Raw genomic sequence first — 15,102 nt, forward strand, 5'->3', positions numbered from 1 at the left:
GACCGGTGTTGAAGTGAAAAATCGCGGGCGCGGAATATAGCACAAATTTTGACCAACTCCGACGACAGTGGTCGGTTTCTCTCGCAAGCTGCGCCACGCACGAGTAAAGCATTTTCAACCCCGCCGTTTGCACCTGACACACCTGGCAGCGCAAGACGCTGCCCGCATGACCGCGTCCACTGGCAGGAAGCCAAACGACACCCCTCCCCGATTTTTGCCGGGGATTACTGATCAAGGATGGAAAACATGCCCAGCAAAACACCCACTCGAAGCACCGTTTCGGTCGATATCCACACACGTCCGAATTCAACGCCGCAGGGGCCAACGCCCAACCCCGGCGGCACACCGCGATTCACTCCAGGCGTGGAGAGTCGAACGGGGCAAACCGGCAGAACCCTTGCCGACAGCGACCTCGACGCAATCCACCCGGCTCCCGCGCCCGCCATCAAGGTGCAGCCCGGGCCACCTCTGACCGAAACCCGGGCATCCTCCCTGGAACCGATCGACCATTACCGCCTGGCCGCTTCTGATGCGCTGCCGGCAGCCGACGCATCGGGCTTGCGCACGCACAAGGGTCGCCGCTATGCCGACATGGCCGACGGTGGCATCGTGCTGGTCGGGCTGGATGCTGAGAGCGGTTTGCTGCGCGCGGGGCTGGCCAGCGAGCGCAGCGCTTCCGGTCCGGTCTTGCTGCGCGATGCCGAGAGCGGGCTCTGGCATGCAGCCGATGAAGGCGAAATGACTAGCCTGCCGTTGACCGAAGCCGGTCTGCGCAACTGGCGCACGGAGCTGGATTTCAGTACCGGCCAACCGGACAGCGACGGTTTGTTCAGTCACGATGGCAAACGCTACGTGGTCGTCCATGACCATGCCTATCAGGCGTTGCTCGATACCCAGGCCTCGACGCCCGCGCAAAAGGTCTGGCGCATCGTCAAAGCCGGGGACCCGGTGGCCGCGGACACCGAAAACGTTTACCACGCCAGCCGCAGCGGCGAGTCCCGCGCCATCACGCGCAACGCGCAAAACGCCTGGGTGCTGGTTTCCCCGGGCCTCACCGGGGGCATGCGCCGCCGAGATATGGCTCAGGTCAACCGCGAGTTATTGATGCAGCGCTACGTGCCGTTCGCCGCCACGCATCGGGAACTGGTCGACTCCGCAAGACGTTACGACAGCCTCTGGAGTGAGGCACGTGCGCAAGCAGAGGACAGCCCGGGGAGAACAGCAGCGCTGATCGCCGTGGAAGTCCATCTGCTCAAGCACATCAAAAAGCAGACGGATTTCATCCAGTCCCTGGTCGATAACAAGGACTGGATAATTCATATGAAGGCTGGCGGCATGTACAAGGAAGAACTGCACACGTTCCGCCTGGACCGCGTGCGCTATCTGAATCGACTCATGGCCGTGATGGACTTTCGCATCGCTCCGCTGTTCGCGAAGACGAGCGCAGAAAACTGTAAAAAAATGATCACGCACCTGAACAAGAAACTGAAGCTGATCGAAGACCGCCAAGGCGTCATGGAACAGGTCAGGAAAGCCTCACCCGGCGCAGAGCCCACATTGATCGAACTCAGCCAGGAAGTGCCCTCGGCCGAACGTATCAACCTCAACAAACTGGTGCTCTACGTCCACCTGTTTGCCGACACGCCAGACCATTCGCCCAATGCCATCATGCCCTCGCTGGCGTCCATTGACCTGGTCACCGGCGAATTGAAGAACATCCCGGAACGCTCGCACCCACTGGCGCTGATGCTGACGCTTGATCAGATCAGAAGCGACAGAAGCCGTTTCGAATCCCAATTGTCTACCGAGGGCGAGAAGGCCGAATACGCCCGGCAAATCATCGCGCTGGTCGACCCGATCGAAACCCGCATCGACGCCAGGCTGAACGAACTCTTCGCCACGTTCGATCGCCATACCGAACTGCCGAGCCTGGACCAGGACATCGACTTCAGCTTCCTGCCGCCCCGGCCGAGCGACAACGTCACAACCGCGCCGCCAGCGACGCGCAAGGTGTTCCGCACCCGCCGGCACGGCACTTCAAGAATACTGATTGGCGACACCGAAACCGCCACAGACGGCAGCATCGTCATCAAGGTGGCCAACCCGCTGCAACCCGACGGCCCGGCCGAACGCTATGAGCAGCGCCACGGCGAGTGGCTGCCGGTTCGCCCGCCGCTTGCTGTTACACCAAAACCGCAACTGATTGCCGAAGCCAATCGGCTGTTGGCGGAAGTCGAAGCACACATCGCCGAGGCCAAGGCCCGAGAAGCGCAAAAGGATAATCCGACGAACATTGTCGAGGATCTAGGCAAACCCAGCGAAAAGCTCAAGGAACAGGCGAGACACCTGCAGAACCTCGAAAAAGCCCAGGAAGATGCTGAGGTCAAAGTCCTGATCGAGCGCTTGCAAAGCGCCGCCGAAACCTTGTCTGCGCAGGGGCAGGCCGTGCTGGTGCGCATGTACAAGAACAAAGACGTGCTGGACATCATGCGCCTGAACTGGCTGATCGATCACGCTGAGCTCAAAGCATTGAAAACGGTTGACCGCAAACAGCTGGGCAAAGGCCGGGACAAATCCTTTCTCGACGTTTACTCGATCAGGGATAGCGCTAGCGGTGCGCCGTTGTGGGAGGCGCATTTTCACTATGAAAAACAGAGCAGCGAGGCACTGAACTTCACCATCAGGGGCAGCCATCTGAAAACCCTGGAACAGAGCAAGCGCGGCAGCGAGTCGCAACGCCGCGACGAGCAGGCCGGGCTGCCCCACGTGGCCATCTGGCGCCAGACCTTCGATAGCAAGACCGCGAAAAGGATTTTCGCCCTCGCCAGTGAAGCAGCCGCAGCGACCCGCTGATTCAATCAAACCGGCAATGACGCCGAACCGACCAGCCACTGCCCGTTTGCGGCAGTGGCTGGCAAGTACTACAGGGAAGTTACCCATGCCAATCAAGTCGCCGCCAAAAGGCAACATCTCAGGCAACACCCATGTTCGCCCGACACCGACACCGGACGTGACTACACCGCGTACCGATACGATAGTGCGACCGGGCTTTGACAGCCTCGGCCTGCCAGCGCAATCCTCCCGGCCCGCCGGCGCCGGCGACGCCGACCTCGATGCGATCACCCCGGCGCCCACCGTCACCGTGCATCCATCGACGACGCCGAATGAAACACCACGCGCAGCTATTCTGTCGCTGGAGGACTATCGCGTGATGGCCGCTGTCGGTTTACCAGCAGTCAATGCCGAGGGCTTGCGCCTGTTCAAAGGCCGCCAATATGTCGATGTGGCTGAGATTGGCACCGTACAGGTGGCTCAGGACACCGACAGCGGTCTGTTCCGCGCCAGGCTGCCCAGCGAGTCGAAAGCTTCCGGCCCGTTTCTGCTGCGCGATCCGGACAGCGGCTTGTGGCATCCGCTGGAAGATTTCGAACCAATAACCTTCGCGCTGAGCAATAGCCGCCTGGCAGCGTTTCGCACAAACCTGCAATTGCACAACGTGGAACCCGGCAGTGACGGGCTTCACCGCTTCGACGGCAAGCTGTACGCACAGATCGACAACCATGCTTATCAGGTCCTGCACGATCCGGACGCCTCGACACCGGTGGCCAGCGTGATGCGCATCGTGCGCAGCGAAGATCCGGTCGCACGTGACCAAGCCAACCTGTATGTCGCGACCCGTCCGGGCCGTTCAGAGCCGGTTGTATTCGATACCATACAAGGCTGGGTTGGCACTACCGTGGCCGGCGCCGGCGGCATGATGCGTGGCGACGGCGCCGACGCGCCTGTGCGTTCGGGCATGCGCGAACGGCTGTCGCAGGCTTTGAACCGGCTGCGCAGCCCACAGTCACGGGCGCGAAAGCTGTTCCCGGACCACACCGATGAAGAAATCAGCCGCTTCATCAAATCCTTGGGCGATGACGTCGCTGGCGGTCTGACCCAGCGCGAAAGCGCCTACAAATCGCTCAAAATCGAGCTGAATGCCTGGCTGCGGCAATCTGCCAACGCAGCGCCGCCGGGCACTTCGCCGATCCACGCGCAGCAGATCGCACAAAGCCTCAAGCGCTGTTGGCGCCATCAGAGCGGCGCCATCCTCTGGCTCGAGGCCGGCAACGGCACATTGCCGGCGTTGCAAGCGGACTTCAGCCATGTCCGGCAGCTGACGCTGCAATCGGTTGCCTGGTCGGAAGCAGCGGGTATTTTTCTCAGCAATTTCTCTGGCCTGGAGGGTCTGCACATCAGCGGTTCGACGCTGGCCACGCTACCCGCATCCCTTGCCCGGATGTCCAGCCTGAACAGCCTTGACCTGAGTTCGAACCGGATCGTCCTCAACGAACAAACGACTGCGGAACTGGGTTCGCTGAGCAAACTCAAGCATCTGGATCTGTCCGACAACCCTTTGGGTCAAACACCGGACTTTTCCGCCATGCCCGATCTCAAGACCCTGAACCTGAGCAACGCACAACTGGATCAGTGGCCTGCGGGGCTGCACCAGCAGTCCCGGCTGACGCATCTGGACTTGCGTAACAACCGCTTGAGCGCGGTTCCAGAGGCGAATCTCAATCCGCCCACCGATCAGTTCGAAGCGCTCGCCCGTATCAATAGTGTCACGCTGCTGGAAGGCAATCCCTTCCCTCCCGGCTACTGGACGAAACTGGAAGACTTTTGGCAACGGGTGGCGACCGATCAGCCGGAGCTGGGCAACAGCGCTCTGGCCGATGCATTCAGACTACCCAGTGACATGCCAGAAACCCCCGATGTGAAGCGGGTCTACCCGAACCAGAATCCTCAGCAGTTACGGGCATTTCTCCTTGCGCTGAACGACGACGGCAAAGCGCAACTGGCGCGGCGGGTCGCAGCGCTGGACTCACTGGAATCGCAGCTTGAGTCTTACGTCAACAGCGGCCAAACCGATACCTCCGCGCCAGACACACCGGCCAGAGTCCAGGCGCGCCGTGCGGCGGATGTCATCAAGGCCTGTTGGCTGGACTCGACGCACACGTTAAGACTGCCCATGCTCAAAGCACCATTGCCGCCGCTCAGCGCCGACTTCAGCCATGTCAAATCGCTGTTTATCAACGCCGCTACGTGGTCAGGCGACGCCGATACTTTCCTGTCCGGTTTCGCCAGTCTGGAACGCCTGGTCATCAACCATTGCGCGATGAAACGCCTGCCCGCGCCAATCGCTGCCATGCATAACCTGGTCGACCTGGACCTGGCCAGTAACCGTCTGCACCTGAAGGAAGACAGCGCGGCACTGATCAGTGCCATGAGTCAGCTCGAAGCGATCAACCTGAGCGACAATTCGGCCCTCGGTTCGACGCCTGATTTCAGCGCCATGACCCGGGTAAGGCAAGTGTTGCTCAACAACACGGGCATCGATCAGTGGCCGAGCGGGCTGCAGGACAAGGCCGAGCTGATCATGCTGGATTTGAGCAACAATCGATTGAAGGAAGTGCCGCCGACACTCCTTGATCCGCCGGCCGACCAGCTGTTGACGATCGCCCGAATCAACGCCGCGACTGCACTCAACGGCAACCGTTTCGCTGCCGGTTACGGAAAGAAATTCGACGCCTTCTGGCAGCGCGTCAGTACAGTCGCCCCCGATCTGCTGGCTCACCCCAACTTCGACAGCGACAACTCGCTTGCGCGGCGTTACCAAAGGCTGTTTCCAGGCAAGAACATGAAGCAGTGCAGAGAATACCTGTGGAGTCTCGACGCGGACGTCGTCGTTACCAAGGTGCGTAGTCTCGAACGAGAATTCAAAGCTTTGAAACGCCAGCTCGACGATTGGGTATTTTCCGGCGGGGGCAATCTGGGCGGGTACATTCGCGCCGACCAACTGGCGCTCAATGCGCAGACCCGCCCTGACCGGGTGACCGCCAGCAACCGGATCATCAGTTGCTGGCGGCGCGAGACGTCGCAGAAACTGGCCCACGACCGGACGCCAATCGGGCTGGAGCTGGACCTCAGCGGCTTGCGCCTGCCAAGCCTTCCAGACATTGACGTCGACTTCACTCACGTCGGCTCGCTCAGACTCAGGAACATGAATCTGAGCACTTCGCCGGAAGGTTTTCTGACGCGTTTCCGCCATATTCGCTGGCTGGATCTGGGGCTGAATCAACTGCGCGAACTTCCCCCGGCCATTGGCGAAATGCATGGCCTGACGCGCCTGTCTCTGGAAAGAAACCACATCACCCTGACCGCCGATACTGCCCGCGTTCTCGCGGGCCGTACGACCTTGCGAGCATTGGAGCTACAAGGAAACCGGCAATTGGGTATCGTCCCGGATCTGAGCCAGATCATCGACCTGCGCTCTGTCAGTCTGGCTCATACAGGGATCGACACCTTTCCCTCTGGCCTCATCCATCAGCCGCTGCTGGACACCATCGAGCTGAACAGCAACCGCATCACGGAAATCCCCGACGCCGTCATCGCGCCGCCGAACGATCAACTGGCGAACACCGTGCGCATCAACAACATCACCGATATTTCGAATAATCCACTGTCGGACGCGACATACAGCCGCCTGATCAACTACCGCAGTCGCCTGAGAGCAGCCGGCACACCGCTGACAGGCTTGAGGAACATCATCGACACGGCGAGCGCCAGGCCGCCGCCCTTTCGCCTGGCCCCGGCTGACCCGATAGTGCGCTGGACAGCGGGCTTCACCGAAAAACAGCTGACGACACGAACACGGCAATGGCAAACCCTGCGCGACCAGGCGCGCTCGGACGGCTTGTTCAACACCCTGGAACGTCTGAAACATACGAGTACCGGCCACCAGGAACTTCAGGCGCGAGTCTGGAGGCTGATCGACAGCATCACCGAAAATACACCGCAGTCCGAACGCTTGCGCAACGAAGTCTTTGATCGCGCAGGCGAAGCGGCCTGCTGTGACCGGGCGGCCTTTACCTTCGCCAACCTCGAAGTCCTGTCAATGATGCACAGCGCGGTAGCCCGCGCCGGTGACAAGACGCAGGGGCCGGAACTGTTCAAGCTGAACAGGGCATTGTTCCGTTTGCACGAGGTCGACAAGATCGCCTCGGCGGACATCGCCCAACGCGAAGCAGCCATTGCCGCCGCCCGAACGCCACATGAGGCCGCGAATATGCCACCGCCCCATGTGCCGGAGGAAATTGAAATCAGGCTGTTCTATCGCCATGGTCTGAAAGACCGCCTGCAACTGCCCGGGCAACCGGAAGAAATGGGGTTTGCCCACCTGGCCGGCGTCTCCAAAGCGCAATTGGACAATGCTTACCAAACCGTCATTGCGCGGAATAACTCAGCCGAGGAGTTTCAGGCCCTGGTGTCGAAAGAGTTCTGGCAAACATACCTGACCACTCACTATCAGGAAGTCTTCGAAACCCAGCGTCAGCCATTTCAGGATCGGCAGGCGGCCCTGGATGATTCATTCAACGCGAATGAATTGTCGTTCGCCGACTACGACGCGCAATCAAAAACGATGCAGGCAGAGTGGATGATCGAAGAAGCGGCGCTGATCGAAAAACTGAGCCGCCAGGAACTGGCGCAATACAAGGCCAGCGGCATCGACGAGGAGGCCGCCGGCACAAGTGCGTAGCTGAATCAGACGAGTGCTGGCCGCCGGTGTGCGGCCAGCCTTTACTCGTCGTCGTCGAAGTTGTAGCTGCCCGGTGCGAGGTTCTCGAAACGGGTGTATTTACCGATGAACGCCAGGCGGATAAAGCCGATCGGGCCGTTACGCTGCTTGCCGATGATGATTTCGGCGATGCCCTTGTGTTCGGTTTCCGGGTGATACACCTCATCCCGGTAAACGAACATGATCACGTCGGCGTCCTGCTCGATTGCACCGGATTCACGCAAGTCGGAGTTCACCGGGCGTTTGTTCGGACGTTGCTCAAGGGAACGGTTGAGCTGGGACAGGGCCACTACCGGGCAGTTGAATTCCTTGGCCAGCGCTTTCAGGGATCGCGAGATCTCGGAAATTTCGTTGGTGCGGTTATCACCGCTGGAGCCCGGAATCTGCATCAACTGCAGATAGTCGATCATGATCAAGCCGATGTCGCCGTGCTCGCGCACCAGTCGTCGGGTTCGCGCGCGCATCTCCGACGGGCTGATGCCGGCGGTGTCATCGATGAACAGCTTGCGGTCGTTGAGCAGGTTGACAGCCGAGGTCAGGCGCGGCCAGTCATCGTCTTCCAATTGGCCGGAACGCACCTTGGTCTGGTCGATGCGGCCGAGCGACGAAAGCATACGCATGATCAGCGATTCGCCTGGCATCTCAAGGGAATACACCAGCACGGCTTTCTCGCTGCGCAACACGGCGTTTTCCACCAGGTTCATCGCGAAGGTGGTCTTACCCATCGACGGACGGCCGGCGACGATGATCAGGTCGGACGGTTGCAGGCCGCTGGTCTTCTCGTCGAGGTCGGTGTAACCGGTGGACAGGCCGGTGATGGCGTTGTCGGTGTTGAACAGGGTGTCGATGCGATCGATGGCCTTGGTCAACAGCTCGTTGACGCCCACCGGGCCGCCGGTCTTCGGCCGCGCCTCGGCGATCTGGAAGATCTGCCGTTCGGCTTCATCGAGGATTTCTTCTGCCGTACGGCCTTCAGGATTGAAGGCACTGTCGGCGATTTCGGTGCTGATGCCGATCAACTGACGCAACGTCGCACGCTGGCGGACGATTTGCGCATAGGCCTTGATGTTGGCGACGGACGGCGTGTTTTTCGCCAGCTCGCCAAGATAACCGAGACCGCCGACCTGGGACGTCTGGCCTTCCTTGTCCAGTTGTTCGGACAGGGTCACGACGTCGATCGGCATGTTCTGATCGGCCAGTTTGGCGATCGCACGGAAGATCAGACGGTGGTCATGTCGATAGAAATCGCCGTCGGAGACTTGATCGAGCACGCGTTCCCAGGCGTTGTTGTCCAGCATCAAACCACCGAGTACGGCCTGTTCGGCCTCGATGGAATGCGGCGGCACCTTCAGGGCAGCGGTTTGCAGATCGTATTGCTCGGGAGCGGAGATATCGTTCATGGCCACTTGAGAATTAGGTGAAAAGCAGGGAATTCAGAAAGACAAAGGGCACGACCTGTAAACAGGATCGTGCCCGATGTTAACCGCCTGACGGACAAGCCGCCAGCCGATCCGGTGTTGCTTAAGCTGCTACCACGACAACGCGTACGGTGGCTTCAACTTCGGCGTGCAGGTGCACGGCTACGTCGAATTCACCCACGTTGCGGATGGTGCCGTTCGGCAGACGAACTTCGCTCTTCTGCACTTCAACGCCGGAAGCGGTCAGTGCGTCAGCGATGTCGTGAGTACCGATCGAACCGAACAGCTTGCCTTCGTCGCCAGCGGTGGCAGTGATAGTCACTTCCAGCTCGGCCAGTTGGGCAGCACGGCTTTCAGCCGATGCCTTACGGTCTGCAGCGGCTTTTTCCAGCTCGGCGCGACGCTCTTCGAACGCAGCCAGGTTGGCAGCGGTCGCAGCGGTAGCCTTGCCGAATGGCAGCAGGTAGTTACGACCGTAACCGGCCTTAACGTTTACTTTGTCGCCCAGGTTGCCCAGGTTGGCGATTTTTTCCAGAAGGATCAGTTGCATGTGAAAATCCTCTAACTTTTAACCTTCACCGTTCGCGCTGTCGGTGTCTTTCGACACGTGACGACCGCGAAAATCAATCAGGCTGTCGACAATGGCCAGAACCACGAGCAACGGATAGATCAGCTGCATGAACAACAGCAGCGTGACGTACAACCCCACCAGCCAGAAACCGGCCAGTCGCTTCTGCCCGACCAGCCCGTGAATCAGGGCCAGCCCGGCGAACACCAGCGGTACACTGCACAACGGCGTCAACATGGCCATCTGTGCACCGAGATTCGGGCCCAGAAGCATCAACGCCAGCAGTAACATCGCCGGCCCCAGCGGAATGCGGATGGCGCGAAACTCGCGACCAAAACCGCCCGGGTTGTACAACAACGCCTGCCAATGCCGCCCGACAATCAGGCTCAGCACGCTGACGATTTGCAACAATGCCGCAATCAGTCCGGTCAGGACGGGTGCGATCAGGGACGCGAAACGCGCTTGCTCATCCACCGACAATTGCTTGTAGGTTTCACCGAGAAGCGCTGGCATGACCTTTATCAAGGCCTGCGCGAGCATCTCGATCTGGGCCGCAAACGCGGCCCCGAGCACCACTGAAAACACCACGCCCATTGCTACGCTGACCAGCAGCGTACGGACCCAGGACTCGCTTGCGCGCAAAACCAGCGCAAGCCCCGAAGACCCCAGTAGCACCAGAAGCGCCCGTGGGTCATCGGCATACAACCACCAGATCAACGCCGGCAGCAGCCCCAGAGACAGAACACCCAGGGCGTCCGTCAGTCCGCGCCGCAGCAGCACAAGGCTCCCCGCGGCAGCACCCAACCAATACAACAACGGCAATGTTGCACATCCGGCCACCACGAGAGTGGCCTGCATACGGCCGCGCATGATGAACTCAGCTAAGGCGCGCATGCATTCAATCCTTTGCTACTTGTCGACTGCCCGGTCTCAGCGGCCGTGGCTGTCGGTGTAGGCCAGCAGGGCCAGGAAGCGGGCGCGCTTGATAGCGGTGGCCAGCTGACGCTGATAACGAGCTTTGGTACCGGTGATGCGGCTTGGAACGATTTTGCCGGTCTCGGATACGTAGGCTTTCAGAGTGTTGAGATCTTTGTAATCGATCTCTTTCACGTCTTCAGCGGTGAAGCGGCAGAATTTACGACGACGGAAGAAACGTGCCATTTGATAGGCTCCTTAATAAGGTCCGTGGATTACTCGTCAGCGTTATCGCTGTTGTCGCTGTCATCACTGTCGGTGCCTTCGGCGCCTTCGTGCTCAGGACGGTCGCGACGCTCACGGCGCTCACTGCGGTTTTCTTCAGCCTTGAGCATCTCGGACTGGCCAGTAACGGCTTCGTCGCGACGGATGACCAGGTTACGGATCACTGCATCGTTGTAGCGGAAGTTGTCTTCCAGCTCGGCCAGAGCCTTGCCAGTGCACTCAACGTTCAGCATCACGTAGTGAGCCTTGTGAACATTGTTGATTGCGTAGGCCAGTTGACGACGGCCCCAATCTTCCAGACGGTGGATTTTGCCGCCGTCTTCTTCGATCAGCTTGGTGTAACGCTCAACCATGCCGCCGACTTGCTCGCTCTGATCCGGGTGGACCAGAAAGATGATTTCGTAATGACGCATGAATGCTCCTTACGGGTTGTAGCCTGCCGCTCAAAAACGGTCAGACAAGGAGTGAATGACACTTATGGACTTGCTGGCCCGGGGCACATGCGTGCCTGCCGCCACAGCAAGGGGCGCAATTGTAGAGAAGGGACTGCGGGGGTGCAAGGTAATTGGTGATTATTTGAACAACCACCAATTCATGCCACACCACAAAAACACTGTGGGAGCGAGCCTGCTCGCGAATGCGGTCTGGCAGGCAACAATTTTGTCGACTGACACGCCGCTTTCGCGAGCAGGCTCGCTCCCACCTTAGATCGCGTGAAACTTATTTTTTCGTGGCAGCCTTGGCCTTGGCGCCACGCTGGCGCTGGGCTTCGAACAGGCATACGCCGGTAGCCACGGAGACGTTGAGGCTGCTGACGCTACCGGCCATCGGCAGGTTCACCAGATAGTCGCAGTGTTCGCGAGTCAGGCGACGCATGCCTTTGCCTTCGGCGCCCATGATCAGGATGGTCGGGCCGGTCAGGTCCTGGTCATAAATGCTGACCTCGGCCTCCCCCGCTGTGCCAACTACCCACAGACCACGCTGCTGAAGCTTCTCCAGCGTACGGGCGAGGTTGGTCACCGCCACCAGCGGGATGACTTCCGCCGCGCCGCAAGCAACTTTGCGCACCACCGGGGTCAGGGTCGCCGACTTGTCTTTCGGCACGATGACTGCCAGCGCGCCGGCCGCATCGGCCGAGCGCAGGCAGGCGCCGAGGTTGTGCGGGTCAGTCACGCCGTCGAGCACCAGCAGCAGCGGCGCGCCTTCGGTGCGATCAAGCAGCTCGTCGAGCATCGCTTCGCCCCAGACCTGGCTCGGGCTCACTTCCGCTACCACACCTTGATGGACGCCCTCGACCCAGGCGTCCATTTCGCGGCGCTCGGCCTGACCAACCTGAACACGATTTTCGTTAGCCAGCTCAACCAGGGTCTGCACCCGTGGATCGTTGCGGCTTTCCGCCAGCCAGATCTGCTTGACGCGTTTTGGGTGGTGACGCAGCAACGCTTCTACCGCGTGGACGCCGTAGATTTTTTCCAACTGACTCATGACTTCGCCTTCGGTTTACGGGCTCCGCCACTTTTGGCTGGAGCGGAACCCGCTTTTGGCGGGCCCTTGCGGTGCTTGCTCGGTTTGGCTGGCTTGCCGCCGGAAGCCTTTTCAGGCGCCGACCGTCCGGTCTTTCCCGCAGACGCCGCTTTACCACCGCTTTTCGCATCGGCGAGCAAGGCCTTTTTCATTTCGCGGCTTTTACGCAGCTCGGCATTTTTTGCCACGGCGTCGCTTGGCCGATAAGCCTCGGACACCTTTTCCTTTGCCGGACGACGGCTGGCGCTTTTCGCCGGAGCCTTGTCTTCAGCAGCCTTGGCAGCCGGTGCGGCCGTTTCAGCGCCACGTTTTTTACGGCCGATCGGCGCGCTGATGGTTTTCTCTGCCATCTCGAAATCGATCTTGCGCTCGTCGAGATCGACGCGCATGACCCGCACTTCAACGGTATCGCCGAGGCGGAAACTGCGCCCGGTGCGCTCGCCAGCCAAGCGGTGATGCACAGGATCGAAGTGGTAGTAATCGCCCGGCAGCGCCGTGACGTGGACCAGACCCTCAACATAAATGTCGGTCAGTTCGACGAACAGGCCAAAACCGGTCACCGCGGTGATCACGCCCGGGAACGACTCGCCGACGCGATCCTTCATGAACTCGCACTTGAGCCAGTTCACTACGTCGCGGGTCGCTTCGTCGGCACGGCGTTCGCTCATCGAGCACTGCTCGCCGAGTTGCTCCAGCGCCGCTTCGTCGTACGGATAGATACGTGCCTTCGGAATGGTCATCGCACCGGCACGGCGAACGTGCGGGGTGTCCTGTTTCGAATGGATCACGCTGCGGATCGCGCGGTGCGTCAGCAGGTCCGGATAACGACGGATCGGCGAAGTGAAGTGGGTATAGGCTTCATAATTCAGGCCGAAGTGGCCGTCGTTTTCAGCGCTGTACACCGCCTGACTCAGCGAGCGCAGCATGACGGTCTGGATCAGATGGAAGTCCGGACGATCCTTGATGCCCGCCAGCAAGGCCTGATAGTCCTTCGGCGATGGACCGTCCTTGCCTTTATGCAGGGACAGGCCAAGCTCGCCCAGGAACGCGCGCAGTTTTTCCAGACGCTCCGGTGGCGGACCGGCGTGAACGCGATACAACGCAGGAATTTCGTGCTTCTTGAGGAATTCGGCAGTGGCCACGTTGGCCGCCAGCATGCATTCCTCGATCAGCTTGTGCGCATCGTTGCGGATGGTCGGACGGATTTCGGCGATCTTGCGCTCGGAACCGAAGATGATCCGGGTTTCCTGCGTTTCGAAATCAATCGCACCACGCACATGACGGGCTGCCAGCAGCACTTTATACAGCGCATAAAGCTGCTTCAGGTGCGGTACGACGTCGGTGTATTCGCCGCGCAGTTTGCGCGCTTCGGCCACCTTCGGCGTTTCCAGCATCGCGCTGACCTTGTTGTAGGTCAGACGGGCGTGAGAGTGAATCACCGCCTCATAGAAGCAGTAGTCGGTCATTTCGCCGGACTTGGAGATGGTCATCTCGCAGACCATAGCCAGACGATCGACATGCGGGTTCAGCGAACACAGACCGTTGGACAGTTGCTCCGGCAGCATCGGGATTACGCGCTCGGGGAAGTACACCGAGTTACCGCGCACCTGCGCTTCGTTGTCCAGTGCCGAACCGATTTTCACGTAGCTGGAGACGTCGGCAATCGCCACGTACAACTTCCAACCACCCGAGAACAGGCGCAGCTTGCCCGGTTTGGCTTCGCAATAAACCGCATCATCGAAGTCGCGGGCATCTTCGCCGTCGATGGTGACGAACGGCAGATGGCGTAGATCGATGCGCTTCTCTTTGTCTTTTTCTTCGACTTCCGGCTTGAGCTTGCCGGCTTCCTTCAGTACGGCTTCAGGCCAGACGTGTGGAATGTCGTAGGTGCGCAGGGCAACATCGATTTCCATGCCCGGCGCCATGTAGTTGCCGACCACTTCAACCACGTCGCCTTGCGGCTGGAAGCGCGGCGTCGGCCAGTGGGTGATTTTCACCTCGACGAACTGACCGATCTGCGCGTTGGCGTTGCGGCCCGGCGTGACCAGCACTTCCTGCTGGATTTTCGGATTGTCGGCAACGACGAAGCCGATACCGCCTTCTTCGAAGTAGCGACCGACGATGGTTTCGTGAGCGCGGGACACCACTTCAACGATCACACCTTCGCGACGGCCGCGACGGTCGAGGCCGGAAACACGCGCCAGCGCACGGTCGCCGTCGAACACCAGACGCATTTGCGCCGGGCTCATGAACAGGTCGTCGCTGCCGTCGTCCGGCACCAGGAAGCCGAAACCGTCACGGTGACCGCTGATGCGACCAAGGATCAGATCGAGCTTGTCCACCGGCGCATAGGTGCCGCGTCGGGTGTAAATCAGCTGAGCGTCGCGTTCCATGGCGCGCAGACGGCGACGCAGGGCTTCAATCTGGTCTTCGGTGGTCAGACCGAACTCTTCGACCAGTTGTTCGCGGGCAGCCGGCGAACCACGATCGGCGAGATGCGCCAGGATCAGTTCGCGGCTAGGAATAGGGTTTTCATATTTTTCCGCTTCACGAGCGGCCTCGGGATCGAGGGACTGCCAATCGGCCATTAGAGAGTTTTCACCTTGTCTATATGCGGGTTAGTTTGGCATAGGCGCCATGAAACGGGAAATTTCCGGCTATATAAGGCGCAACGGATGCCATGATCTGCCGTCCGAAAGGCATTTTGACCACCGCCGGTAAAAAAAATCATATTTTTTGCTGACAGGGGTTTACAGCTAAAAAGACCCTCCGTA

9 protein-coding genes are annotated in these 15,102 nt (G+C 60.0%); 2 read left to right on the forward strand and 7 right to left on the reverse strand.

Features of this window, described 5'->3' with window-relative positions; all coding sequences use genetic code 11:
• Nucleotides 1-246: 246 nt before the first annotated feature.
• Together ACGSLL_RS09670 and ACGSLL_RS09675 are read left to right on the forward strand one after the other, a co-directional pair.
• Nucleotides 247-2,853 carry an ATP synthase subunit B family protein gene (locus ACGSLL_RS09670; RefSeq protein WP_394505288.1) on the forward strand — a complete coding sequence of 869 codons (2,607 nt, stop codon included), beginning with the start codon at nucleotides 247-249 and terminating at the stop codon, nucleotides 2,851-2,853.
• Between the two features lie 85 nt (nucleotides 2,854-2,938).
• Complete coding sequence (locus ACGSLL_RS09675) at nucleotides 2,939-7,579, forward strand: NEL-type E3 ubiquitin ligase domain-containing protein (protein WP_394505290.1); 4,641 nt, start codon at nucleotides 2,939-2,941, stop codon at nucleotides 7,577-7,579.
• 41 nt (nucleotides 7,580-7,620) lie between these two features.
• Here the strand turns inward: ACGSLL_RS09675 and dnaB are convergent, their stop codons facing one another.
• The 7 genes from dnaB to rnr form a co-directional block, all read right to left on the reverse strand.
• Nucleotides 7,621-9,018, reverse strand: a complete 1,398-nt coding sequence (gene dnaB / locus ACGSLL_RS09680) for a replicative DNA helicase (RefSeq protein WP_394505292.1) — start codon at nucleotides 9,016-9,018, stop codon at nucleotides 7,621-7,623.
• Nucleotides 9,019-9,139: 121 nt separating this feature from the next.
• Nucleotides 9,140-9,586 (reverse strand): 50S ribosomal protein L9, encoded by a 447-nt coding sequence (gene rplI, locus ACGSLL_RS09685; protein ID WP_003221136.1) that lies wholly within the window; start codon nucleotides 9,584-9,586, stop codon nucleotides 9,140-9,142.
• 18 nt (nucleotides 9,587-9,604) lie between these two features.
• The gene (locus ACGSLL_RS09690; protein WP_093105347.1) at nucleotides 9,605-10,498 is read right to left on the reverse strand and encodes a hypothetical protein; all 894 of its coding nucleotides are present in this window, start codon (nucleotides 10,496-10,498) and stop codon (nucleotides 9,605-9,607) included.
• Between the two features lie 36 nt (nucleotides 10,499-10,534).
• On the reverse strand, nucleotides 10,535-10,765 hold the full coding sequence (rpsR, locus tag ACGSLL_RS09695) for a 30S ribosomal protein S18 (RefSeq protein ID WP_002551829.1): 231 nt from the start codon (nucleotides 10,763-10,765) through the stop codon (nucleotides 10,535-10,537).
• 29 nt (nucleotides 10,766-10,794) lie between these two features.
• A complete protein-coding gene (gene rpsF / locus ACGSLL_RS09700) occupies nucleotides 10,795-11,217 on the reverse strand; it encodes a 30S ribosomal protein S6 (protein ID WP_016771938.1) in 423 nt (140 codons plus the stop codon).
• Nucleotides 11,218-11,524: 307 nt separating this feature from the next.
• A complete protein-coding gene (gene rlmB / locus ACGSLL_RS09705; RefSeq protein ID WP_394505296.1) occupies nucleotides 11,525-12,289 on the reverse strand; it encodes a 23S rRNA (guanosine(2251)-2'-O)-methyltransferase RlmB in 765 nt (254 codons plus the stop codon).
• The gene (gene rnr / locus ACGSLL_RS09710) at nucleotides 12,286-14,916 is read right to left on the reverse strand and encodes a ribonuclease R (RefSeq protein WP_394505298.1); all 2,631 of its coding nucleotides are present in this window, start codon (nucleotides 14,914-14,916) and stop codon (nucleotides 12,286-12,288) included. The genes rlmB and rnr overlap by 4 nt, the downstream gene beginning before the upstream one ends.
• Nucleotides 14,917-15,102 lie beyond the last annotated feature (186 nt).

The organism is Pseudomonas retamae, from assembly GCF_043496865.1.
Classification (GTDB): domain Bacteria; phylum Pseudomonadota; class Gammaproteobacteria; order Pseudomonadales; family Pseudomonadaceae; genus Aquipseudomonas; species Aquipseudomonas retamae.

Excerpts from the sequence above, each read along its gene's own strand:
- rnr (WP_394505298.1), bottom strand. The coding sequence starts at position 14,916 with ATGGCCGATTGGCAGTCCCTCGATCCCGAGGCCGCTCGTGAAGCGGAA.
- ACGSLL_RS09670 (WP_394505288.1), top strand. The coding sequence starts at position 247 with ATGCCCAGCAAAACACCCACTCGAAGCACCGTTTCGGTCGATATCCAC.
- ACGSLL_RS09690 (WP_093105347.1), bottom strand. The coding sequence starts at position 10,498 with ATGCGCGCCTTAGCTGAGTTCATCATGCGCGGCCGTATGCAGGCCACT.
- rlmB (WP_394505296.1), bottom strand. The coding sequence starts at position 12,289 with ATGAGTCAGTTGGAAAAAATCTACGGCGTCCACGCGGTAGAAGCGTTG.
- rplI (WP_003221136.1), bottom strand. The coding sequence starts at position 9,586 with ATGCAACTGATCCTTCTGGAAAAAATCGCCAACCTGGGCAACCTGGGC.
- dnaB (WP_394505292.1), bottom strand. The coding sequence starts at position 9,018 with ATGAACGATATCTCCGCTCCCGAGCAATACGATCTGCAAACCGCTGCC.
- ACGSLL_RS09675 (WP_394505290.1), top strand. The coding sequence starts at position 2,939 with ATGCCAATCAAGTCGCCGCCAAAAGGCAACATCTCAGGCAACACCCAT.
- rpsF (WP_016771938.1), bottom strand. The coding sequence starts at position 11,217 with ATGCGTCATTACGAAATCATCTTTCTGGTCCACCCGGATCAGAGCGAG.
- rpsR (WP_002551829.1), bottom strand. The coding sequence starts at position 10,765 with ATGGCACGTTTCTTCCGTCGTCGTAAATTCTGCCGCTTCACCGCTGAA.